20 protein-coding genes, 1 tRNA gene and 1 pseudogene are annotated in these 21,486 nt (G+C 74.0%); 14 read left to right on the plus strand and 8 right to left on the minus strand.

Translation table 11 applies throughout. The features are described from left to right. The 4 genes and pseudogenes from ABT014_RS11045 to ABT014_RS11060 form a co-directional block, all read left to right on the plus strand. Positions 1 to 186: pseudogene (locus ABT014_RS11045) on the plus strand (hypothetical protein); the annotation flags it as partial. Then, positions 143 to 1,306, plus strand: coding sequence for an aliphatic sulfonate ABC transporter substrate-binding protein (locus ABT014_RS11050; RefSeq protein ID WP_502894941.1), 1,164 nt, complete (start codon positions 143 to 145; stop codon positions 1,304 to 1,306). The pseudogene ABT014_RS11045 and the gene ABT014_RS11050, both read left to right, overlap by 44 nt. Before the next feature lie 78 nt (positions 1,307 to 1,384). Continuing rightward, positions 1,385 to 2,209, plus strand: a complete 825-nt coding sequence (locus tag ABT014_RS11055; protein WP_350638399.1) for an ABC transporter ATP-binding protein — start codon at positions 1,385 to 1,387, stop codon at positions 2,207 to 2,209. After that, a complete protein-coding gene (locus ABT014_RS11060; protein WP_350638400.1) occupies positions 2,196 to 3,098 on the plus strand; it encodes an ABC transporter permease in 903 nt (300 codons plus the stop codon). The genes ABT014_RS11055 and ABT014_RS11060 overlap by 14 nt, the downstream gene beginning before the upstream one ends. Positions 3,099 to 3,205: 107 nt before the next feature. On the opposite strand, the gene ABT014_RS11065 is transcribed toward ABT014_RS11060, so the two are convergent. Further along, positions 3,206 to 3,290, minus strand: a tRNA-Leu gene (locus ABT014_RS11065). Positions 3,291 to 3,536: 246 nt separating this feature from the next. Between ABT014_RS11065 and ABT014_RS11070 the strand changes: the two genes are divergently transcribed. The 3 genes from ABT014_RS11070 to ABT014_RS11080 all read left to right on the plus strand — a co-directional run bounded on the left by ABT014_RS11070 (position 3,537) and on the right by ABT014_RS11080 (position 6,461). After that, a complete protein-coding gene (locus ABT014_RS11070; protein ID WP_350638401.1) occupies positions 3,537 to 4,874 on the plus strand; it encodes a M20/M25/M40 family metallo-hydrolase in 1,338 nt (445 codons plus the stop codon). Between the two features lie 284 nt (positions 4,875 to 5,158). Further along, the gene (locus ABT014_RS11075) at positions 5,159 to 5,401 is read left to right on the plus strand and encodes a chaplin (protein ID WP_350638402.1); all 243 of its coding nucleotides are present in this window, start codon (positions 5,159 to 5,161) and stop codon (positions 5,399 to 5,401) included. A 319-nt stretch (positions 5,402 to 5,720) separates the two neighbouring features. Next, on the plus strand, positions 5,721 to 6,461 hold the full coding sequence (locus ABT014_RS11080) for a chaplin (protein WP_350638403.1): 741 nt from the start codon (positions 5,721 to 5,723) through the stop codon (positions 6,459 to 6,461). Positions 6,462 to 6,586: 125 nt separating this feature from the next. On the opposite strand, the gene ABT014_RS11085 is transcribed toward ABT014_RS11080, so the two are convergent. Next, complete coding sequence (locus ABT014_RS11085; protein ID WP_350638404.1) at positions 6,587 to 6,799, minus strand: DUF5703 family protein; 213 nt, start codon at positions 6,797 to 6,799, stop codon at positions 6,587 to 6,589. Positions 6,800 to 7,124: 325 nt separating this feature from the next. Here ABT014_RS11085 and ABT014_RS11090 point away from each other — a divergent pair, with 325 nt between their 5' ends. Continuing rightward, positions 7,125 to 7,742 (plus strand): hypothetical protein, encoded by a 618-nt coding sequence (locus ABT014_RS11090; RefSeq protein WP_350638405.1) that lies wholly within the window; start codon positions 7,125 to 7,127, stop codon positions 7,740 to 7,742. 58 nt (positions 7,743 to 7,800) lie between these two features. Here the strand turns inward: ABT014_RS11090 and ABT014_RS11095 are convergent, their stop codons facing one another. From ABT014_RS11095 to ABT014_RS11105, 3 genes are all read right to left on the minus strand, one after another. Then, positions 7,801 to 8,667 (minus strand): MBL fold metallo-hydrolase, encoded by an 867-nt coding sequence (locus tag ABT014_RS11095; protein WP_350638406.1) that lies wholly within the window; start codon positions 8,665 to 8,667, stop codon positions 7,801 to 7,803. A gap of 97 nt (positions 8,668 to 8,764) precedes the next feature. Beyond that, complete coding sequence (locus ABT014_RS11100) at positions 8,765 to 10,852, minus strand: helix-hairpin-helix domain-containing protein (protein ID WP_350638407.1); 2,088 nt, start codon at positions 10,850 to 10,852, stop codon at positions 8,765 to 8,767. Between the two features lie 23 nt (positions 10,853 to 10,875). Beyond that, complete coding sequence (locus ABT014_RS11105) at positions 10,876 to 11,856, minus strand: aldo/keto reductase (protein ID WP_350638408.1); 981 nt, start codon at positions 11,854 to 11,856, stop codon at positions 10,876 to 10,878. 283 nt (positions 11,857 to 12,139) lie between these two features. Here ABT014_RS11105 and ABT014_RS11110 point away from each other — a divergent pair, with 283 nt between their 5' ends. Beyond that, positions 12,140 to 13,186 carry an LLM class F420-dependent oxidoreductase gene (locus ABT014_RS11110; RefSeq protein ID WP_350638409.1) on the plus strand — a complete coding sequence of 349 codons (1,047 nt, stop codon included), beginning with the start codon at positions 12,140 to 12,142 and terminating at the stop codon, positions 13,184 to 13,186. A gap of 83 nt (positions 13,187 to 13,269) precedes the next feature. Here the strand turns inward: ABT014_RS11110 and corA are convergent, their stop codons facing one another. Continuing rightward, on the minus strand, positions 13,270 to 14,256 hold the full coding sequence (gene corA / locus ABT014_RS11115) for a magnesium/cobalt transporter CorA (protein ID WP_350638410.1): 987 nt from the start codon (positions 14,254 to 14,256) through the stop codon (positions 13,270 to 13,272). A 99-nt stretch (positions 14,257 to 14,355) separates the two neighbouring features. Here corA and ABT014_RS11120 point away from each other — a divergent pair, with 99 nt between their 5' ends. The 4 genes from ABT014_RS11120 to mshC all read left to right on the plus strand — a co-directional run bounded on the left by ABT014_RS11120 (position 14,356) and on the right by mshC (position 17,928). Continuing rightward, on the plus strand, positions 14,356 to 15,081 hold the full coding sequence (locus tag ABT014_RS11120; RefSeq protein ID WP_350638411.1) for a histidine phosphatase family protein: 726 nt from the start codon (positions 14,356 to 14,358) through the stop codon (positions 15,079 to 15,081). 82 nt (positions 15,082 to 15,163) lie between these two features. Continuing rightward, positions 15,164 to 15,721, plus strand: a complete 558-nt coding sequence (locus ABT014_RS11125; RefSeq protein ID WP_350638412.1) for a DUF3090 domain-containing protein — start codon at positions 15,164 to 15,166, stop codon at positions 15,719 to 15,721. Then, positions 15,691 to 16,587: an SCO1664 family protein gene (locus ABT014_RS11130; RefSeq protein ID WP_502894942.1), complete on the plus strand. Its 897-nt coding sequence runs from the start codon at positions 15,691 to 15,693 to the stop codon at positions 16,585 to 16,587. Before ABT014_RS11125 ends, ABT014_RS11130 begins: the two co-directional genes overlap by 31 nt. A 111-nt stretch (positions 16,588 to 16,698) precedes the next feature. Beyond that, positions 16,699 to 17,928, plus strand: a complete 1,230-nt coding sequence (mshC, locus tag ABT014_RS11135; protein ID WP_350638413.1) for a cysteine--1-D-myo-inosityl 2-amino-2-deoxy-alpha-D-glucopyranoside ligase — start codon at positions 16,699 to 16,701, stop codon at positions 17,926 to 17,928. Positions 17,929 to 17,989: 61 nt separating this feature from the next. Here mshC and ABT014_RS11140 read toward each other — a convergent pair whose 3' ends face one another. Next, positions 17,990 to 19,096 (minus strand): PAC2 family protein, encoded by a 1,107-nt coding sequence (locus ABT014_RS11140; RefSeq protein WP_350638414.1) that lies wholly within the window; start codon positions 19,094 to 19,096, stop codon positions 17,990 to 17,992. A gap of 223 nt (positions 19,097 to 19,319) precedes the next feature. Next, positions 19,320 to 20,144: an SGNH/GDSL hydrolase family protein gene (locus ABT014_RS11145; RefSeq protein ID WP_350638415.1), complete on the minus strand. Its 825-nt coding sequence runs from the start codon at positions 20,142 to 20,144 to the stop codon at positions 19,320 to 19,322. A gap of 147 nt (positions 20,145 to 20,291) precedes the next feature. Between ABT014_RS11145 and ABT014_RS11150 the strand changes: the two genes are divergently transcribed. Next, positions 20,292 to 21,305 (plus strand): LacI family DNA-binding transcriptional regulator, encoded by a 1,014-nt coding sequence (locus tag ABT014_RS11150; protein ID WP_350638416.1) that lies wholly within the window; start codon positions 20,292 to 20,294, stop codon positions 21,303 to 21,305. Positions 21,306 to 21,486: the final 181 nt, after the last annotated feature.

Consider the following 21,486-nt stretch of genomic DNA (forward strand, 5'->3'; position numbering starts at 1 on the left):
TACCGCACCAACCGCCGGACCGGATCCTTCCTGCTGATCGACCCGGCCGACGGCACCACCCTCACCGCCGGCATGGCGGGCGAGGCCTTCGACACGGTGGCCGCGGCCGAGCCCGTGACCGTTTCAGCAGAGGACACCTCCGATGGCTCCCACACCGCTCCGCCGCCCCCGGCCCGCCACACGTAGTCGCGCTCGCCCCGGCGCCGGACCTGCTGTGGTCGTCGCGGTGGTGGTGCTGAGCCTGAGTGGACTGCTGACCGCGTGCGGCTACGGCTCGAAGTCCGGCGTGCGGGCGAACCCGGCACCGGCCGCCCCGGCCTCTCCCGGCACCGTCAAACTCTCCGCCGACACCGTGAAGATCGGCTACTTCGCCAACCTGACCCACGGCACCCCGCTGGTCGGCCTGCAAGAGGGCCTGTTCCAGAAGGAGCTGGGCGCGACCCGGATCAAGCCGCAGATCTTCAACGCCGGCCCGGCCGAGATCGAGGCGCTGAACGCCGGCTCGGTCGACATCGGCTGGATCGGCCCCTCCCCGGCGGTCAACGGGTACGTGCAGTCGAGGAGTCAGGCGCTCAGGATCATCGGCGGCTCCGCCTCCGGCGGCGTGAAGCTGGTGGTCAACCCGGACAGGATCAAGACCCTGGGCGACCTCAAGGGCAAGAGGATCGCCACCCCGCAGCTCGGCAACACCCAGGACGTGGCGCTGCTCAACTACCTGGCCCAGCAGGGCTACAAGGTCGACCCGCAGTCCGGCGCCGGCGACGTCTCGGTGGTCCGCACCGACAACAAGGTCACCCCCGACGCCTACAGGTCCGGCTCGATCGACGGCGCCTGGGTGCCCGAGCCGACCGCCTCCACCCTGGTGGCCAGGGGCGCGAAGCTGCTGCTGGAGGAGAAGGATCTCTGGCCGGACCAGCAGTTCGTGATCACCAACATCATCGTCTCGCAGAGGTTCCTCAAGGAGCACTCGGACGTGGTGGAGGCCGTGCTGCGCGGCTCGGTGCACACCAACGCCTTCATCAAGGCCAACCCGGACAAGGCCGAGGCCGACGCCAACGACGCGATCAGGGCGGCCGGCGGCAACGCGCTGGAGCCGGCGGTCCTCGACCCCGCCTGGAGGAGCATCGACTTCCTGGACGACCCGCTCGCCGGCACCCTGCAGTCCGAGGCCGACCACGCGGTGACCGCAGGTCTGCTGGCCCGGGCCGACCTCCGCGGCATCTACGACCTCGGGCTGCTGAACAGGGTGCTCGGGGCCGCGGGCCGGCCCGCGGTCGCGGACGCCGGGCTCGGTACAACCTCCTGATCCCGGGCCCGATGGTCCCGCCCCACCGGTAGCCCCGACCTTCGCTCCCCTCACCGCATCCGCCAGGAGGTGCCCGCCATGGGCGCAGCAGTCACCACCCAGCACGACGCCTCACCCGCGCCCGCCCCCGCCGACGCCCAGGGCCCGGCCGCCGGAGCCCCTGCCGTCCGGATCTCCGGGCTGCACAAGTCCTTCGGCCGCCCCGGCACCGCCGCCCCCGTCCTGGAGGACATCGACCTCGATGTCGTTCCGGGCGAGTTCCTCTGCCTGCTCGGTGCCTCGGGCTGCGGCAAGTCCACGCTGCTCGACCTGGTCGCCGGTCTGGAGCGGCCGACCGCCGGCACCATCGAGGTGCCGGGCGGGCGCCCGTCCCTGATGTTCCAGGACCACGCGTTGTTCCCCTGGCTCACCGCCGGCAGAAACGTCGAACTCGCCCTGCGCCTGGCCGGCGTGGGCCGCGCCGAGCGCCGTCCCGAGGCCGAACGCCTGCTGGAGCTGGTCCGGCTCGGCGGCTCGTACCGGAAGCGCGTGCACGAGCTCTCCGGCGGCATGCGCCAGCGCGTGGCGCTTGCCCGTTCGCTCGCCCAGGGCGGCAGCGTGCTGCTGATGGACGAACCCTTCGCCGCGCTCGACGCCATCACCCGCGACGTGCTGCACGAGGAGATCATCCGGATCTGGCAGGAGCGTCGGTTGACCGTCCTGTTCGTCACCCACAACGTCCGCGAGGCCGTCCGGCTCGCCCAGCGCGTGGTGCTGTTCTCCTCCCGCCCGGGCCGGATCACCGGGCAGTGGCGGATCGACCTGCCGCAGCCGCGCCGGATCGAGTCCGCCGGCGTCGCCGACCTGTCCGTCGAGATCACCGAGCAGCTGCGTGGGGAGATCCGCCGCCATGGCGAGCACTGACACCCCTGCTCCCACCGGCGTCGCCGCAGCTGGCGACCTCACCGGCGTCGAGGCCGGCCTGGACGCGCTGGAGGCGTTCCGGCCCCGGCGCACCCCGGTCGGCCAGGTGCTGCGGCGGAAGGCGCTGCCGCCGGTGCTCGCCGTCCTGCTGGTGCTCGCGGTCTGGCAGCTGGACCACGGCCTGCACGTCACCGACGACTACAAGCTCCCCGCTCCGCTGGACGTCTGGCGCTGCCTCACCGACCTCTGGTACCAGGGCACGCTGTTCTCGATCATCTGGACCAGCGTCCTCCGGGGCATCACCGGTTTCCTCGCGGCGGTCGCCCTCGGCACCCCGATCGGCCTGCTGGTCGCTAGGGTCAGGCCGATCCGCGCCGCCCTCGGTCCGGTGCTCTCCGGCCTGCAGTCGCTGCCCTCGGTCGCCTGGGTCCCGGCCGCCGTGATCTGGCTCGGCATCAACAACTCCGCGATGTACGCCGTCATCCTGCTCGGCGCCGTCCCCTCCATCGCCAACGGCCTGATCTCCGGCATCGACCAGGTCCCGCCGCTGCATCTGCGGGCCGGCCGCACCCTCGGCGCCACCGGTCTCGCCGGCGTGCGGCACGTGCTGTTCCCGGCCGCGCTGCCCGGCTACCTGGCCGGCCTCAAGCAGGGCTGGGCCTTCTCCTGGCGCTCCCTGATGGCCGCCGAACTCATCGCCGGCTCGCCCGACCTGGGCGTGGGCCTCGGCCGCTACCTGGAGAACCAGCGCGACTTCAACAACATGGCGGGCGTGCTGCTCGGCATCATCCTGATCCTGGTCGTCGGCGTCGCCATCGACCTGCTGGTCTTCTCGCCCGTCGAGCGCCGCGTCCTGCGCAGCCGCGGCCTGCTCCGGCCCACTCCGTGAACCGGTGCCGCGCCGCAGCGACCGGGAAAGCAGAAAGGTGCGGATCGAGGCTGACCTCGATCCGCACCTGTCACTGCTGTGGCATCTCCCCGCGAGAAGATGATCTGTGTCCGAGGGGGGACTTGAACCCCCACGCCCGATAAAGGGCACTAGCACCTCAAGCTAGCGCGTCTGCCATTCCGCCACCCGGACCGGGTGTGTCGTCCGCGCTGCTCTCCGCCGCGCTGACTCCGTAACTGTAGCAAAGATCGGCTGGCGGACCCAAAACCGCCGGGGCCGCCCCTGGCAGGGCCGCCGGGAGCCGGAAATTCGCTCTTGGGCGGGGGCGGTCGGCCGGGGGAGGATGGCGGAACGGTGCCCGCGGAGCCCGGCCGGGCCGGGGGTGGTGCGCAGGTGCGCCACGCGGGCCGCAGACGTCGGCAGAGACGAGGAGTGACCGTGAGCGAGTCGAGGGCGGAGCAGGCGGGAGCCGCGCGGGTGACGGCGGAGTCGGAGGTCGCCGAGATCTGCCGCGACCTGATCCGGATCGACACCAGCAACTACGGGGACGGGTCGGGCCCGGGCGAGCGCAAGGCGGCCGAGTACGTCGCGGAGCAGCTGGCCGAGTTCGGTCTGGAGCCGACCATCATCGAGTCCGCCAAGGGCCGGGCGTCCACCGTGGTCCGGATCGAGGGCGAGGACCGGTCGCGGCCCGGTCTGCTCATCCACGGGCACACCGACGTGGTGCCGGCCAACGCGGCCGACTGGACCTACGACCCGTTCGGCGGCGAGATCGCCGACGGCTGCGTGTGGGGCCGGGGCGCGGTCGACATGAAGGACATGGACGCGATGACGCTGGCGGTGGTCCGCGACCGCCTGCGCACCGGCCGCAAGCCCCCGCGCGACCTGGTGCTGGCCTTCGTCGCGGACGAGGAGGCCGGCGGCACCTACGGCGCGCGCTACCTGGTCGACAAGCACCCCGACCTGTTCGAGGGCGTGACCGAGGGCATCGGCGAGGTCGGCGGCTTCTCCTTCACGGTCAACAACGACGTCCGGCTCTACCTGATCGAGACGGCCGAGAAGGGCATGCACTGGATGCGGCTCACGGTCGAGGGCCGGGCCGGGCACGGGTCGATGGAGAACGACGACAACGCCATCACCGAGCTGTGCGAGGCGGTGGCCCGGCTCGGCCGGCACACCTTCCCGCTGCGGATCACCAAGACCGTGCGCGCCTTCCTGGACGAGCTCTCGGACGCCCTCGGCGTGCCGCTCGACCCGGAGAACATGGACGAGACGCTCCGCGTGCTCGGCGGCATCGCCAAGATGATCGGCACCACGCTGCGCAACACCGCCCAGCCGACCATGCTCGGCGCGGGCTACAAGGTGAACGTCATCCCCGGCCAGGCGACCGCGCACGTGGACGGGCGCTTCCTGCCCGGCTACGAGGAGGAGTTCCTGGCCGAGCTGGACAGCGTGCTCGGCCCGCGGGTCAAGCGCGAGAGCCTGCACACCGACAAGGCCATCGAGACCAGCTTCGACGGTGCGCTGGTGGACGCGATGCAGCTGGCGCTGCGCGCCGAGGACCCGATCGCCCGGGCCGTGCCGTACTGCCTGTCCGGCGGCACCGACGCGAAGTCCTTCCAGGACCTGGGGATCCGCTGCTTCGGCTTCGCGCCGCTGCAGCTGCCGCCGGAGCTGGACTTCGCCGGGATGTTCCACGGCGTGGACGAGCGGGTGCCGGTGGACGGCCTGAAGTTCGGCGTCCGGGTGCTGGACCGCTTCCTCGACGCCTGCTGAGCCGGCGGCCGGGCGCCGGGCCCGCGGGCCCGCCCGTACGGCCGCCGTCGACGGCCCGTCCCGGGTTTTCCGGGGCGGGCCGTCCGCATTGTCGGAGCGGATGATTAGGGACAGTCCGACACGCTGAAGAAGAAACGATACTCCTGAGAATTCCGCGTCGATCAGACGTACGAGCTGTCACCGCTGGGAGTGAATGGGTGATCGGCTCCGTACCCCGTTCGCCACACCCTCGTTCACCCATATGCAGTCCGGGGAACGGGCTGCGGAATCGACCAGGAGGAACCATGAAGGTCAAGAAGATCGCCGCTGTCGCCGCCGCCACCGGTGGCCTGGTGCTCGCCGGCGCGGGTGTCGCGTCCGCCCACGGCGGCGCCACCGCGCACGGTGCGGCGGTCGGCTCCCCGGGCGTGCTGTCGGGCAACCTCATTCAGGTGCCGGTGCACGTGCCGGTCAACGTCTGCGGCAACACCATCAGCGTGATCGGCCTGCTGAACCCGGCGTTCGGCAACAGCTGCGCCAACGTCTGAGCCGTCCCCGGCCCGCGGGCCGGAGGCTCGACCCGCTGACGGGCGGCCGACCGGCGCGAGCCGTCGACCGGAACGCCCCCTGAGCCGTGGATCCGCGGCTCAGGGGGCGGCGTGCTTTTCACCCGGTCCGTTCGGGTGTCAGCGAACGCGAAACCGAGATCATCACTCGATCGAATGAATTACGGCCTTCTGGCTCAACGCCTGCCGCCGTCAATCGTTTACAGGAGTACCGGCGATGGCATTCGTCGGTAATTCCGACAAGTACAGAAGTCAGGGGAGTCAATTGCGACAGGTCGCTAAGAAGGGCCTCCTCACTGCCGTGGCCACCGGCAGTGTGCTGGCCTCGACGGCGGGCTACGCCTACGCCGCCGCCGAGGCCCAGGGCGGCGCCGCGAACTCGCCCGGCGTGGGCTCGGGGAACTCGGTCCAGGTGCCGGTGGACATCCCGGTCAACGCCTGCGGCAACACCGTGGACGTGGTCGGCCTGCTCAACCCGGCCTTCGGCAACCAGTGCGGCAACGTCTCGCACACCCGCGGGGCCCACCCGGGCGGTGCCTCGACGGGCGGTGCCTCGACGAGCGGCGGCACGCACGGCTCGCCCGGCGTGGGTTCGGGCAACTCGGTCCAGGCCCCGGTGAGCGTCCCGGTCGACGCCTGCGGCAACTCGGTCAACGTGGTGGGCGTCGGTAACCCGGCCTTCGGCAACGACTGCGCCAACCACAGCCACCCGGCTCCGGCGCACCCGGTGCACCCGGTCACGCCCCCGGCCGGGGACGACTGCCCCGACAGCCCCGGCGCCCACAACCCGCCGCCGCCCGGTGACACCCCCGGGACGCCGAGCCCCGGCACCCCCCGCACCGGCGGCGGTTCCGAGGACTCGGGCCCCGGCACCACCCCCGTCGTCACCCCGGTGACCGACTCCTCGCCGGCCGCCCCGGCGGCCCCGCAGACCCAGCTCGCCTCCACCGGCGCGGCCGGGCTGGAGCTGCTGGCCGGCACCGGCACCCTGCTGCTGATCGGCGGCGGCGTGCTCTACCGCAGGGCCCGCTCGGCGGCCTGACCCCGCCCGCCGTCAGGCTCGGGCGCCCGTGGTCGTGGGGGGACGGCTGCGGGCGCCGTACGCCGCTGCTTCGCGCCCGGCTGCCCCGGGCCGCTCGGGCGGACCGGCCGCCCCCGCGCGGCCGGTCACCAGCTGCTGCGCACCTGCCGGATGATCCGGCGCCGGAGCAGGACCGTCCGGCTGCCGTCCGGGAACAGCCGCAGCCGGTCCAGCTCCCAGTGCCCGTACTCGGCGTGCTCGGTCAGCAACTGGCGGGCCGCGTTGCGCGACGTGCCCCGCGGCAGCCGCAGGGACTGGTACTCGTACTCCGGCTGCCGGGTCGCCTTGAGTGGTGTCAAGTCTCTCCTCCTGCGTTTCGGCTGTCGGCAAGCCTAGGGCCTGCCACGGACGGCCGGGCCGGGCGGACGGGCGTCGCACCCGGCCCGGCCGGCCCGGTGGTCCGCCGAGCCTGCCCTGGTCCGGGATGACCGTCCATCAGTTTTCGACTGTGGACGAGATACCCAGCACCCGGCCCCCGACGCCCGGAATCACCCGTTCCGCTGGAGGGCGGGTCCGGTACAGATCCACCCGGATCGGACATCGGGGGGTAACTTGCCGGGAATTCACGGCCGTAGGTGACAACCGCTGTGCGTGTCGCCGCCGGGTGGGGATAGCGTCTGCACCATGTCTGATGCCGCGCAGCTCACCGTCCACGAGGTACGCGCCGCCGCCGAGGCGGTCAAGGCCGCGATCGACCGCCACCTGGAAGCAGTTTCGAGCGCCACCGAAGCCGGCGAACCCGCTGTGGTCACTGCCTACGAGGAGCTCGCCGCCGCGGCGATCGCGTACGACCAACTTCTCTACGAAGCCTACGACGAGGTCACCCCGTTCGAGGTGCCCGGCGACGAGGCGGGCGGCGCCTACCACGGCCCCGACCAGCCCGAGGCGATCAGCGTGCTGATCCGCCGCGACTATCTGGTCGCCGACCCCTCCCGGCTGCGGGCGCAGGCCGAGCGGGTGGACAGCACGCTCACCCCCGGCGGTGGCTCCGGGGACGCCGTGACGGCCGCGATCGGCGTGCTGTTCGGCGAGTACGAGCCGGACGAGATCGCCGCCCGGGCGGACGAGTTCGGCCTCGAGGAGGGCGACTCCACGCTCTGGGTCTCGGCGACCGAGCCCACCGACCCCGGCGAGTGGCTGCCCGAGCCCTTCGACGGGCTGGACCCGCAGCTGCTGATCTGCCGGTTCGACGTCAGCGAGGTCTACGACGACGAGCTGGACGGTCTGGAGCAGGAGCACTGAGCCCGGCGCGGTGGCCGGGTCCGCGACCGCGGACCCGGCCACCGCGGCCCCGGCGGCGTCAGTCGCGGCAGATGACGAAGTCGGGGTAGACGTGCCGGCCCCGGCGGTCGCCGATCTCCGCGATCGCCGCGCGGATGTCCCGCAGCTGCGCCACGGTCATCTCCAACGGCGGCTCGTCGGGCTGGTGGACGGTACGGATCGGGTAGTCCACGCCCGGTGCGGTGGACATCTCGATGTGGCAGCCCAGCACGTGGGTGACCGGTCGGGTGGCGGCGAAGCCGATCAGGCGGTCGACGGTCCGGCCGAAGGCCGCCCAGTCGTCGACGTACAGCCGGCCCGGGTAGACGGTGTCGCCGGTGAGCAGGAACCCGCTGTGCGGGTCGTAGAAGGTCACCGCGGCCGGATGGTGGCCGGGGGTGGCCAGGCACTCCAGCACCCGGCCGCCGAGGTCGACCCGGGCCACCCGATCGGGGTCCGCGGCGAAGCCGAAGAACTCCCAGGCGGCCTCGCGCCCGGCCGGGACCAGCACGGTGTCCGGCCGGCCGGCGAACTGGCCGTCCCCGGCGACGTGGTCGCCGTGCGCGTGGGTGTGCAGCACCAGCAGCCCGTAGCCCGGGTGCGGGCGGGCGGCGAGCCGGGCCGCGATCAGTTCGTCGACCACCCGCCGCAGCGGGAAGTGCGCGGGGTCGGCGGTGGCCCCGGTGTCGATCAGGACCGCCCGCTCCTCGCCGAACAGCAGGAACAGGAACGGCGCCTCGTAGTCGACCGCCATGTTCTGGCGCAGCACGACGGTGTCCGCGTCGTGGGCGTACACCTGGATGTCGGGGTCGGTGTTGTGCTTGGCCGACGGCGAGCCGTGGATCCACCGCACCGCCAGCGGGCCGGCCGGCTGCGCTGCGCCCGCGGTCGTGTCCGTCGTCCCCATACCGCCTCCAGCTCCGTGCCCCGGCCGGACCGGGCCGCTCGCGCACCCCGATCGGGGCGAACGGCGGCGAGCCTACGCGAGGCCCGCCGCCGGTGGACTACTGCTCGCCGGTCTGCTCGGCGAGGATCGCCCGCAGCCGGGTGCCGCGCGGCTGCGCGGGGCGCTCGGCGACCGCCTGCGTCAGGGCCTGCCCGGCGGCGTGCACCACGGACAGGTGGCGCTCGGCGCGCCCGAACGCGGTGTACGCCCACTGCCTGGTCAGCCCGGCCGCCGCGTCCGGGGGGAGCACGGCGACCACGGCCGGCCAGCGCCGGCCGACGGCCTGGTGGGCGGTGAGCGCCCAGCCGTGCCGCAGCCCGGCGGCCTGGGCGGGGGAGAGGGTGAGCCGCTCGCCGCCGGCCAGCTCCAGGTGCAGGCCGGCCGAGTCGCCGTCCAGCACCCGGCCCGGCAGGGTGACGCCGAGCGAGGGGGAGTGGACCACCCGGTCGCCCGGGTCGAAACCGCCGAACCGGCCGGGGCCCGGGTTGAGCCGGGCCTTGGCCGCCGCGTTCAGCGCCCGGGTGCCTGCACTGCCGCCGTGGCCCGGGGTGAGCAGCACGGTCTCCTCGGCCGGGATGCCGAGCGCGCGGGGGATGGAGTCGCCGAGCAGCTGCACCGCGCGGTGGACGGCCTCGCCGCCGTCCTGCGCGCCGAGGATCACCACCTCCTTCTCCGGCGCCTCGACGGTGAGCAGCTCACCGATCCCGATCCCGGAGACCAGCTCCCCGATCGGCCCGAAGTCCGGGCTCCGGGAGGCGACCACGGGGCAGAGCTTGACGGCGAGCAGGTCGGCGAAGAACCGGCCGGGCCCGGCCGACCAGAGCTGGCCCGGGTCGCCGCTGAGCACCAGCCGGGTGCCGTCCGCCACCGCCTCCAGCAGCGTCGCGGCCAGCTCGACGTCGAGCAGCGGCGCGTCCAGCACCAGCAGCAGGTCCAGGGCCAGGGTGCCGTCCCCGGCGCGGCCCGGACCGGCGGTGCCGGCCAGCAGGTCGGCGAGGGTGACCACCCGCGCGGCGGTCTCCGCGGCGGCGGGGCCGTCGGGCAGCAGGGCGGCCAGGCTGTCGCGGCCCTGCGCCGTCCAGGTGGCGGCCCAGGCGCGCAGCCCGAGACCGTGGGCGGCAGCCAGTACGGCGGCGACCTCGCCGCGGGCGGCCTCGCCGCCGGTGTGGGCGACCAGGGCGCCGTCCGCGACGGCGCGCAGCAGGGCGGCGGCGGAGGAGGAGGGCGCGGCGGCCACCGCCTCGGCCCAGGCCGCCGGGCCGGGCGCGGGCACGGACACGTCGGCGGGGACCGGTACGTCGGCGGGCGCGGCGGCCTCGGGCGCGTCGTCGCCCTCGGCCCCGTCCTCCTGCCCGGCGGCGTCGGCCGAGGCCGCGCCCGCGGGGTCCGCCTGGTCGTTGCCGTCCTCCCGGTCCTCCCGGGCCCCCCGGTCCTCCTCGTCCGAGCCCGGGGTGAAGGTGGAGAGCACCCGGACCAGCCCGTCGGCGAGGCTCTCCTCGGCCAGCGCGAGCCGCTCCAGGGCGAGCACCGTACGGGTCGGCGGCTCCTCCTCGTCGTCCGCGGCGCCGGGGCGGGTCGGCAGCTCCTCCTGGAACGCCATCACCTGACCGTCGACCACCACCGCCTGCAGGGCCTGGGCCGGGTCGGGCAGGCCCAGCCGCTCCAGGCCGGTGGCCACCTCGCCGATCTCCTGGGCCGAGTGCCCGCGCAGCGCGGCCTGCTCCAGCAGCCACGGCACCAGGGCCTGCGCCCGCCGGGGGTCGCCGGGGCCGGCCTGCTGGCCGAGCAGGCCGCGGGCGAAGCCGTCCGCCTGCTCCGGTCGCACCCCGGGCAGCGCCAGGACGGCCCACGGGTCGGCCCGCAGCGCCTCGGCCGCGCCCTCGCCGAGCTCGGCGACGGCGGCGGGGGCCAGCGAGGCGGGCGCGCCGCCCTCGGCGAGCACCTCGGCGGCGGCCCGCAGCGCGGCCTCGCGCTGCTCGTCGGCGGCCGGGCCGGTGGCGTCCCGGTCGGAGCCGGGGCGGTCGTCGGAGCCCTCGCCGGCGCCGCTGCGCCCGACCGCCCGGATCGCCTCCGCGAGGGCGGCCACCGTGCCGGCCCGCTCCTCGGGCGTGCTCGGCTCGGTCTCGCTGCTCGCCGCTTCGGTCATGGGTACGCTCCTCACAGCCGGCGCTACAGCTCCGTCCAGCCCTGGTCCGGGTAGCGGCGCAGTGGGGCCGACACGTCGTCCAGCGCGCCGCGGATCTCATCCGGAAGCGTAAGGGTCTCCACCGACAGCGCCGCCAGCAGCTGGGTCGCGTTGCGGGCGCCGACCAGCGCGCTCGCCACCCCGGGGCGGTCCCGGACCCAGGCGAGCGCCACCGCCAGCGGGCTGCTGGCGAGGCCGTCGGCTGCGGTGGCGAGCGCGTCGACGATCCGCCGGGAGCGGTCGCCCAGGTAGGGCTGGACGAAGCCGGACAGGTGCGCGGAGGCGCCGCGCGACTCCGGCGGCACGCCGTGCCGGTACTTGCCGGTGAGCACGCCGCGGCCGAGCGGGGAGCAGGCGATCAGCCCGAGCCCGGCGTCCAGGGCGGCGGGCAGCACCTCGCGCTCGATGCCGCGCTGGAGCAGCGAGTACTCCATCTGGGTGCTGGCGAGCGGGACCCGGTCCGGGGTGCCGCGCTGCCAGGTGGCGGCCTTGGCGAGCTGCCAGCCGCTGAAGTTGGAGACGCCCACGTACCGGGCGCGGCCGGAGGCGACCGCGAGGTCCAGGGCGTGCAGGGTCTCCTCGGTCGGCGTCGCGGGGTCGAAGGCGTGCACCTGCCAGAGGTCGACGTGGTCGGTGCCGAGCCGGCGCAGCGACGCGTCCAGGGCGGCCAGCAGGTGGCCGCGGGAGCCGTCGAAGCGGCGGTCGGTGCCGGGCACGCTGCCCGCCTTGGTGGCGATGACCAGTTCGGAGCGGGGCACCAGGCTGTCGGTGAGCCGGGAGATCAGGTACTCGGCGCCGCCGTCGGCGTAGACGTCGGCGGTGTCCAGCAGGGTGCCGCCGGCGTCGACGAAGACCTTGAGCTGTTCGGCGGCCTCGTGCTCGTCGGTGTCCCGGCCCCAGGTCATGGTGCCGAGGCCGAGGCGGGAGACCCGCAGCCCGGTCCGTCCGAGGTGGCGCTGTTCCATCGGGGCGGCCCTCCGTCAGCTGACGAACACGCAGGTGGACACGTGGGTGAACGCGCAGCCGGGGCGTGGGATCCCGCTGCCGGCCGAGCGTAGCGCCCGCACCCCGGAGTGACCCCGGAAGACCCGCGCACACGCCGCGCGCGCCCATCTCCTCCAGCGTGCGGGCCGCCGTGCGCGCTCCCGCCGTACGGGTGATGCAGCACACATCTACCGGCCAGTAGCATGTCCGGCGACGGCAGGGTTACGCTCACGCCACGGACCGACTGGAAGGCTTGGCACCCATATGCGACTCGGGATCAACCTCGGCTACTGGGGACTCGGCATGGATGCCGACAACATCGCCGTCGCCCAGGAGGCCGACCGGCTCGGCTACTCGGTCTGCTGGGCCGCCGAGGCCTACGGATCGGACGCGGCCACCGTGCTCAGCTTCGTCGCCGCGAAGACCGAGCGGATCGACGTCGGTTCGGCGATCTTCCAGATCCCGGCCCGCACCCCGGCGATGACCGCGATGACCGCCGCCACCCTCGACACCCTCTCCGGCGGCCGCTTCCGGCTCGGCCTCGGGGTCTCCGGCCCGCAGGTCTCCGAGGGGTGGTACGGCGTCAAGTTCGACAAGCCGCTGGCCCGCACCCGGGAGTACGTGGAGATCATCCGCAAGGCGATGTCCCGCGAGCGGCTGGTCCACGAGGGGGCCAACTGGACGCTCCCGCTGCCCGGCGGTCCGGGCAAGCCGATCAAGCTCACGGTCCACCCGGTGCGCGAGCACATCCCGCTGTACATCGCCGCGATCGGCCCGAAGAACCTGGAGCAGACCGGCGAGATCGCCGACGGCTGGCTCGGCATCTTCTTCGCCCCCGAGCACGCCGCGCTCTCGCTCGAGCCGCTGAAGGCCGGCCGGGCCAAGGCCGGGCAGGACCTCGACGGCTTCGACCTCTGCCCGACCGTGGCGATCTCGGTCGGCGACGACGTCAAGGCGGCCGCCGACTCGCAGCGCTCCTACGCCGCCCTCTACATCGGCGGCATGGGCAGCAAGGACAAGAACTTCTACAACCAGCTCGCCCGCCGGATGGGCTACGAGCAGGCCGCCGACGAGATCCAGGAGAAGTACCTCGCCCGCGACTACGCCGGCGCCGCGGCCGCCGTGCCGCACGACCTGATCGACTCCACCGCGCTGCTCGGCACCAAGGAGCGGATCGCCGACCGCATGCAGGCCTACGCCGCCGCGGGCGTCACCACCCTCACCCTGGCCCCGGCCGGATTCACCCTCGACGAGCGGATCACCGCCCTGCGCACCGGCGTCGAGGCCCTGGAACTGGCCGGCCTGGCCTGACCCGCCGAGCCCGGCGCCGTCCGGTCACTCGAAGCCCGCCCGCCCGCCCTGCTGTGAAGCCCGCGCGGGCGGGCGGCCAGGTCTCAGAGCCAGCCGGCGCGCTTGAAGGCGCGGTAGAGCAGCACGCAGGCGCCCGCCATCAGGGCGAGCGCTGCCGGGTAGCCCCAGATCTGGTGGAGTTCCGGCATGTGGGTGAAGTTCATGCCGTAGATGCCGGCGATCATCGTCGGCACCGCGGCCAGCGCCGCCCAGGCCGAGATCTTCCGCATGTCGTTGTTCTGCTGCACGCTCACCTGCGCCAGGTTGGCGTTCAGGATGTCCGAGAGCAGCCGGTCCAGGCCGTCCACCATCTCGTTCACCCGGGTCAGGTGGTCGACCACGTCCCGCAGGTACGGGTGGAGCTCCATCGGCACCCAGCGCACCTCGGGCCGCAGCAGCCGGGCGGACGGCTCCTGGAGCGGCAGGGTGCCTCGGCGGAAGCGCATCGCCTCGCGCTTGAAGGCGTAGATCCGCTCCGCGACGCCGTGCACCCGCCCGGGCGCGAACACGTCGGCCTCCAGGTCGTCCAGCTCGCCCTGGAGCGTCCCGGCGAGGTCCAGGTAGCTGTCGACCACCAGGTCGAAGACCCCGTACAGGACCGCGGCCGGGCCCATCCGGAGCAGTTCGGGCTGGCTCTCCAGCCAGGAGCGCAGCTTCGCCATCGGGCTGGCCGGCCCGTGCCGCACGGTCATCACGTACGAGTCGCCGACGAAGACCATCACCTCGCCGATGGTCATGCTGCGGTCCGCCGGGTGGTACTCGACCGTCTTGAGCACCAGCAGCAGCGAGTCCTTGTACTCCTCCAGCTTGGGCCGCTGATGCGCGGTCACGGCGTCCTCGGCCGCCAGCGGGTGCAGCCCGAACTCGGCCGACACCAGGTCGAACTCCTCGGCCGTCGGCTCGGCCAGCCCTATCCACACGAAGGCGTTCCCGGACGCGCGGGCCGCGTCCAGGGCGTCCGAGAAGTCGTCAGGCGTCTCGGAGCGGTGGCCGTCACGGTAGACGGCGCAATCGACGATCATGCCTGCCATTCTCCCGTGCCCGGCGCCGAACGGCCGTCACATCCACCGAAAGCGCACGAGCCGACCACCCGGTGCGGCCCCGCACGGGCACCCCGTAGGCTTGGCCGCATGCCCACCCTGCTGCTCGTCCGCCACGGCCGCTCCACCGCCAACACGGCCGGCGTCCTGGCCGGCTGGACGCCGGGCGTCGACCTCGACGGGACGGGGCGCGCCCAGGCCGCCGAGCTGCCCGCCAGGCTCGCCGGGATCCCGCTCGCGAAGGTCGTGTCCAGCCCGCTGGAGCGCTGCCGGCAGACCCTGGAGCCGCTGCTCGAGGCCCGCCCCGAGCTCGGCCCGGCGGAGGCGGACGAGCGGTTCGGCGAGTGCCACTACGGCGACTGGACCGGACGGCCGCTCGGCGAGCTGGCCAAGGAGCCGCTCTGGCGCACCGTCCAGGACCACGCCTCGGCCGCCGCCTTCCCGGGCGGCGAGTCGCTGCGCGAACTCAGCCACCGCACGGTGGACGCCGTCCGGGACTGGAACGACCGGATCGCCGCCGAGCACGGCCCCGACGCGGTCTGGGCGGCCTGCTCCCACGGCGACGTGATCAAGGCCGTGGTGGCCGACGCGCTCGGCCTGCACCTGGACCACTTCCAGCGGATCTCGGTCGAGCCCTGCTCGGTCACCGCGATCCGCTACACCGCGCACCGCCCGTACCTGCTGCGCCTCGGCGACACCGGCAGCCTCGCCTCGCTGGCCCCCCGGGCCGACGGCCCGGCCCCGAGCGGGGACGCGGTGGTCGGCGGCGACACCGGGGCCCCCGCCGTCCCCGCCGCTCCGGCGCCCGCGTCCTGAGCCCACCCTCACCCCGGCCCCGGCACAAGCCGTAGGCTGGCCAGAGACAGCCCCTGCCCGATCCCCGATCCGGAGCGAGAGAGTGCCCCGTCAGGTCTACTTCTACGACCAGCCCGAGCGGTTCGTGGCCGGTACGGTCGGCCAACCCGGCTCCCGGGCCTTCTACCTCCAGGCCAGCTCACGCGGGCGGATGACCAGCGTGCTGCTGGAGAAGACCCAGGTGGCGGCGCTCGCCGAGCGGGTCGAGGAGGTCCTGGACGAGGCGCTGCGTCGCAGCTCGGGCTCGCCGGCGATCCCCGCCGTGGCCCCCGCCGAACTGATCGACACCGCCCCGCTCGACCTGCCGCTGGAGCAGGAGTTCCGGGTCGGCACCATGGCCCTGGCCTGGGACAGCGTCGACGAGTGCCTGGTGGTCGAGGCGCAGGCGGTGACCGAGGACGAGGACGAGGAAGCCGCGCTGGAGGACGAGGAGAACGGCCCGGACATGCTCCGGGTGCGGCTCAGCGGCGCGATGGCCCGGGTGTTCGCCAAGCGCGCCCTGGACCTGGTGGCGGCCGGCCGCAAGCCCTGCCCGTTCTGCAACCTCCCGCTCGACCCGGAGGGCCACCTGTGCCCGCGAGCGAACGGCTACCGGCGCTGAACACCCCACCGGAGAGCGAGGCCGTCCCCGGTACCGACCCGGTGACCAGCGCGGCCCTCGCCGCCGACCCCGCCGCAGCCCTGGACCTGCTCGGCTCGGGCGCCCTCACCGTGCACGGCCGGGTCACCGACGCCTCCAACGCGGTGCTGTACTGCACCGTCGCGCTGGACGGCCGCACCGCCCCCTGCGTGTACAAGCCGGTGGCCGGGGAGCGCCCGCTCTGGGACTTCCCGGACGGCACCCTGGCCGGCCGCGAGGTGGCCGCCTACCGGCTGGCCGCCGCCACCGGCTGGGCGCTGGTCCCGCCGACCGTGCTGCGCGAGGGCCCGCACGGCCCCGGCATGGTCCAGCTGTGGATCGAACCCGACCTCAGCGCCCCCGAACTGCTCGCCCTCCAGGACCCGGCCGGCCCCGAGCCCGGCTGGCTGCCGATCATCCGGGCCGAGGTGGGGGAGGGCCGCACCGCCCTGCTGGTGCACCGCGACGACGAGCGGCTGCGCCGGCTGGCCGTGCTGGACGCCGTCCTCAACAACGCCGACCGCAAGGGCGGCCACTGGCTGCCGGCCGCCGACGGCCGGATCTACGGCATCGACCACGGCGTGACCTTCGCCGTCCCCGGCAAGCTGCGCACCCTGCTCTGGGGATGGGCCGAACAGCCCCTGACGGAGGAGGCCCGGGAGGTGCTCGACCGGCTCGCCGCGGGCCTCGGCGCCGCCCTCGACGGCGCGCTGGCCGAGGAGCTGCGCCCGCACCTGACGGAGGCCGAACTGGCCGCCACCGGGCAGCGGATCGACCAGCTGCGGAGCACCGGGCGGCACCCGCTGCCGTCGGCTGACTGGCCGTCGATCCCCTGGCCGCCGGTCTGACCGGCGAGGGCCGCGGCGGGTGGCTCGTACCCGGAACGATCGGAAAGCGATTCAAGCCGATCCCGGTGACTGGTTAGCCTTTCAAATGATCGCAAGGTTAGAGTCGGTGCCATGCATTCCTGGCCCGCCTCCGAGGTTCCCGCCCTGCCCGGTCAGGGGCTTCCCCTGCGCATCCACGACACCGCCACGAACGGTGTCCGCGAGGTCGTGCCCCAGGGTCCGACCGCCCGCCTGTACGTCTGCGGCATCACCCCGTACGACGCCACCCACCTGGGCCACGCTGCCACCTACAACACCTTCGACCTGGTGCAGCGGGTCTGGAAGGACGCCGGCCACGACGTCCTGTACGTGCAGAACGTCACCGACGTGGACGACCCGCTGCTGGAGCGGGCCGTGGCCACCGGGCAGGACTGGACGGCGCTCGCCGAGCGCGAGACCGCCCTGTTCCGTGAGGACATGACCGCGCTGCGGATCCTGCCCCCGGCCCACTACATCGGCGCCGTCGAGTCCATCCCGTGGATCGTCCCGCTGGTCAAGAAGCTGCTGGCGAGCGGCGCCGCCTACGAGCTGGACGGCGACATCTACTTCTCGGTGGAGTCCGACCCGCGCTTCGGCGAGGTCTCCGGGCTCACCCGCGAGCAGATGCTGCCGGTCTTCGGCGAGCGCGGCGGCGACCCCGAGCGGCCCGGCAAGAAGCACCCGCTGGACGCCCTGCTCTGGCTGGCCGCCCGCCCGGGCGAGCCCGCCTGGGACACCGAGCTCGGCCACGGCCGCCCCGGCTGGCACATCGAGTGCGTGGCGATCGCCCTGCAGTTCCTCGGGATGTCCTTCGACATCCAGGGCGGCGGCACCGACCTGTCCTTCCCGCACCACGAGATGGGCGCCGCGCACGCCCAGGTCGCCACCGGCGAGCACCCCTACGCCCAGGCGTACGTGCACGCCGGCATGGTCGGGCTGGACGGCCACAAGATGTCCAAGTCCCGCGGCAACCTGGTCTTCGTCTCCGCGCTGCGGCGCGAGGGCGTCGACCCGGCGGCGATCCGGCTGGCGCTGCTGGCGCACCACTACCGCAGCGACTGGGAGTGGACCGACGCCGACCTCGAGCGCGCCGTCGAGCGCCTCGCCACCTGGCGGGCCGCGGTCTCCCGGCCGGACGGACCGTCCGCCGAGGGCCTGCTGGCCGAGGTCCGCGCCGCCATGGCCGAGGACCTGGACGCGCCGGCCGCGCTGGCCGCCGTCGACCGCTGGGCCGCCCTGCAGCACGGGACCGGTGGCACCGACATCGGCGCTCCCGGCCTGGTCTCGCGCACGGTGGACGCGCTGCTCGGCGTGGCGCTGTAGAACCCACGGACAGCGCGAAGGGGCGTCAGGACCAGGTCCTGACGCCCCTTCGCCGTTCCGCTCAGCCGTCCTGGCCCTCGTCGCGCTCCCCGGTGGCGCCCCGGGCGCCGTCCTCCCCGTCGCCCTCGGCCGGGCCCGGCTCGGCCTGGTCCCGGTCGCCGGCCGGGTCCTTCTCCGTGGCGTCCTTCTCAGCGGTGTCCGGTTCGGTGACGCCCGGCTCGGTGGCGTCCGGTTCGGCGGTGTCCTTCTCGTCGGTGGCCCTGGGTTCGGTCTCCGCCTGGCCGGCGGTGGCGTGCCCGGCGGCCGGCTTCTCGCCGGTCGGCCCGAGGTTGTCGCGCCGGCGCAGGTAGCGCTCGAACTCGCGGGCGATCGCGTCGCCCGAGGCCTCCGGCAGCTCCGCCGTGTCCTGGGCCTCCTCCAACTGCTGCACGTACTCCGAGACCTCGCTGTCCTCGGCCGCCAGCTGGTCGACGCCGAGCTGCCAGGCCCGGGAGTCCTCGGCCAGCTCGCCCGGCGGGATCCGCAGGTCGAGCAGGTCCTCCAGCTTGTTGATCAGCGCCAGGGTGGCCTTCGGGTTCGGCGGCTGGGCCACGTAGTGCGGCACCGCGGCCCACAGCGTCACCGCCGGCACCCCGGCGTGCGCGCAGGCCTCCTGGAGCACGCCGACGATGCCGGTCGGCCCCTCGTAGCGGCTCTCCTCCAGGTCCAGCGTGCGGGCCAGCGCGGCGTCCGAGGTGACGCCGCTGACCGGCACCGGGCGGCTGTGCGGGGTGTCGCCGAGCAGGGCGCCCAGGATCACCACCAGCTCCACGCCCAGCTCGTGCGCGAAGCCGAGCAGTTCGTTGCAGTACGAGCGCCAGCGCATGCTGGGCTCGATACCGCGGACCAGCACCAGATCGCGCGGCTTGGGGTCGGTCACCCGGACCACGGAGAGGCGGGTGGTCGGCCAGGTGATCCGGCGGACCCCGCCGTCCAGCCAGACGGTGGGGCGGTTGACCTGGAAGTCGTAGTAGTCCTCCGCGTCGAGTGCGGCGAACACCTTCCCGCCCCAGGTCTCGTCCAGGTGCCCGACGGCCGCCGAGGCCGCGTCACCGGCGTCGTTCCACCCCTCGAAGGCGCAGACCATCACCGGGTCGATCAACTCGGGCACGTCCTCCAGCTCGATCACCCAGCGTCTCCCTCCATCGGTCAGCCGCCGCCCCCGTCCGGTGCGCACCGGTTGGCCGGCCGCCGACTGTTCAACTCGCGCGTGGAACGCCCCGTTCCACGGTCCCTACCTGCCCAGCCTACGGTCTTCGACACCTGCCCCGGCCCGGAGTGGACGAGCCTATCGGAGGGGCCTCGAGGCGGGGCGGAATTAGGGCCCGCCCGGCAGGACCGGCCGCGAGGGCCTAGCGGCCCGCGAGGCCGGCCGCGCTCTGCCCGAGCGCCGCCGTGACGGCCGGGAGGTAGCCGTCCGCCTGGCCGCGGGCGGTGGGGTGGAAGGACTCGAAGAGGTGGGTGAGCACGAAGCGGGTGATCCACTCCTGGGAGCCGCCGGAGCAGACGCCGTGGCCGGCGAAGGCCGGCCGGACGTCGGCGAACTCGAAGCCCTGCTTACCGGCCTGCTGCTGGATCAGCTCGTCCAGGCGGTCGGTGAGGGCGTTGAAGCGGGCCCGGCGGGCGTCGGTGCCGATGGTGCAGATGGTGCCGGTGTGGAGCAGGTGCGGGTAGCCGGTGACCACCACCCGGGCGGCCGGGGCGGCGGTGCGCAGCTCGCCGTACAGCGTGCCGAGGCGGCCGGGAAGGTCCTCCCGCAGCCGGCGGTCGGTCTCGTCCAGGGCGCGGTCGCACCGGGCGTCGGTGCTGAAGGGCTGGAGGCAGGCGACCACGCCGTCGGCGAAGCCGAGGTCGTTGCCGCCGACGGTGAGGGTGATCCGGGTGGCACCGGCCGGCACCCGGGGCAGCTGGTCGCGCCGGACGTCCTCGGTGGTCGCCCCGTTGCAGGTGGCGTTCACGAACTCGGCGGGATGTTGCGCGGCGGCCCACAGCTCCGGGTAGCCGTGGGCGCTGCGGTGGCAGTCGCCGCTCGCCGGGTCGTAGCCGCCGGCGGCCACCCCGGCCGCGTAGGAGTCGCCGAGTGCGGCGTAGCCGTCCTGCGGGGACGCCGCGGCGGCCGGGGCGGCGAGGAACAGCAGCGGGGCGGTGAGGAGGGCGGCGAGCAGGCGGTGGCGCACGGGCTTCTCCGGAGGTGCACGGGCCGGCCGGCCGGACGGCGCGACCGTTCGATCACGCATGGTAGTCGGTCGGGTGCGAAGAGTTCGGACGGCTCGATCTGCAAATCAGCGCAAGCCGTTTGCGTGATCTGACGTAGACTCGCGGCCATGACACGACGACTTGCCGAGGTGGCCAAGAAGGTCGGGGTGAGCGAGGCGACCGTCAGCCGGGTGCTGAACGAGAAGCCCGGCGTCTCCGAAGCGACCAGGGCCGCGGTGCTGACCGCCCTGGACGTGCTCGGTTACGAGCGCCCGACCCAGCTGCGCGGCGAGCGGGCCCGGTTGGTCGGCCTGGTGCTGCCCGAGCTGCAGAACCCGATCTTCCCCGCGTTCGCCGAGGTGGTCGGCGGTGCGCTGGCAGGCCAGGGCTTCACCCCCGTGCTCTGCACCCAGACCGCCGGCGGCGTCTCCGAGGCGGACTACGTGGACCTGCTGCTGGAGCAACAGGTCTCCGGCGTGGTGTTCTTCGGCGGCCTGTACGCCCAGGGCGACGCTCCGCACGAGCACTACGACCGGCTGGCCGAGCGCAGCCTGCCGACCGTGCTGCTGAACGCGGCCATCGAGCACCTGGACTTCCCCCGGGTCTCCTGCGACGACGCCGTTGCGGTGGAGCAGGCGGTGGGCCACCTCAAGCAGTTGGGGCACCGGAAGATCGGGCTGGTGCTCGGCCCGGCCGACCACGTGCCCTCGCACCGCAAGCTGGCCGCGGCCCGCACCGCGATGGACCGGGCCGGGCTCGACCTGCCCGAGGAGCACGTGGAGCGCGCCCTGTTCAGCCTGGAGGGCGGGCAGGCCGCGACCACCCGGCTGCTCCGGCGCGGGGTCACCGGCGTGGTCTGCGCGTCCGACCCGCTGGCCCTCGGTGCGGTCCGCGCGGTCCGGCGGGCCGGGCTCGCGGTGCCCGACGACGTCTCGGTGATCGGGTACGACGACTCGTCGTTCATGATGTGCACCGACCCGCCGCTGACCACCGTCCGCCAGCCGATCGAGGCGATGGGCCGGGCGGCGGTCGAGCTGCTGGTGGGGGAGATCGCCGGGGTCAAGGTGACCCACGACGAGCTGCTGTTCGAGCCGGAGCTGGTGGTGCGCGGCTCGACCGCGCCGGTCCGCGAGCGGAGTTGACCGCGGCGGTCTGACGGAGCTCCACCGAGCGGGCGGGCACTACGGTGCCCGCCCGCTCCTGCATGTCCGGGCCCGTTCCGGGGCCGACCGCCGCACGGCACGAACCGTTGACATGCCCGTAGCCCCTCTGTAACTCTTGGCTGCCATCGCGCAAAACTTGCACAGATCAATGTCATTTTCT

Source organism: Kitasatospora sp. NPDC094015 (genome assembly GCF_040304075.1).
Lineage (GTDB): Bacteria > Actinomycetota > Actinomycetes > Streptomycetales > Streptomycetaceae > Kitasatospora.

Bases quoted from the DNA above. Each gene is read 5' to 3' on its own strand.
- ABT014_RS11050 (WP_502894941.1), top strand. From the start codon at position 143: ATGGCTCCCACACCGCTCCGCCGCCCCCGGCCCGCCACACGTAGTCGC.
- ABT014_RS11055 (WP_350638399.1), top strand. From the start codon at position 1,385: ATGGGCGCAGCAGTCACCACCCAGCACGACGCCTCACCCGCGCCCGCC.
- ABT014_RS11060 (WP_350638400.1), top strand. From the start codon at position 2,196: ATGGCGAGCACTGACACCCCTGCTCCCACCGGCGTCGCCGCAGCTGGC.
- ABT014_RS11075 (WP_350638402.1), top strand. From the start codon at position 5,159: ATGAAGGTCAAGAAGATCGCCGCTGTCGCCGCCGCCACCGGTGGCCTG.
- ABT014_RS11090 (WP_350638405.1), top strand. From the start codon at position 7,125: ATGTCTGATGCCGCGCAGCTCACCGTCCACGAGGTACGCGCCGCCGCC.
- ABT014_RS11095 (WP_350638406.1), bottom strand. From the start codon at position 8,667: ATGGGGACGACGGACACGACCGCGGGCGCAGCGCAGCCGGCCGGCCCG.
- ABT014_RS11100 (WP_350638407.1), bottom strand. From the start codon at position 10,852: ATGACCGAAGCGGCGAGCAGCGAGACCGAGCCGAGCACGCCCGAGGAG.
- ABT014_RS11105 (WP_350638408.1), bottom strand. From the start codon at position 11,856: ATGGAACAGCGCCACCTCGGACGGACCGGGCTGCGGGTCTCCCGCCTC.
- ABT014_RS11110 (WP_350638409.1), top strand. From the start codon at position 12,140: ATGCGACTCGGGATCAACCTCGGCTACTGGGGACTCGGCATGGATGCC.
- corA (WP_350638410.1), bottom strand. From the start codon at position 14,256: ATGGCAGGCATGATCGTCGATTGCGCCGTCTACCGTGACGGCCACCGC.
- ABT014_RS11120 (WP_350638411.1), top strand. From the start codon at position 14,356: ATGCCCACCCTGCTGCTCGTCCGCCACGGCCGCTCCACCGCCAACACG.
- mshC (WP_350638413.1), top strand. From the start codon at position 16,699: ATGCATTCCTGGCCCGCCTCCGAGGTTCCCGCCCTGCCCGGTCAGGGG.
- ABT014_RS11150 (WP_350638416.1), top strand. From the start codon at position 20,292: ATGACACGACGACTTGCCGAGGTGGCCAAGAAGGTCGGGGTGAGCGAG.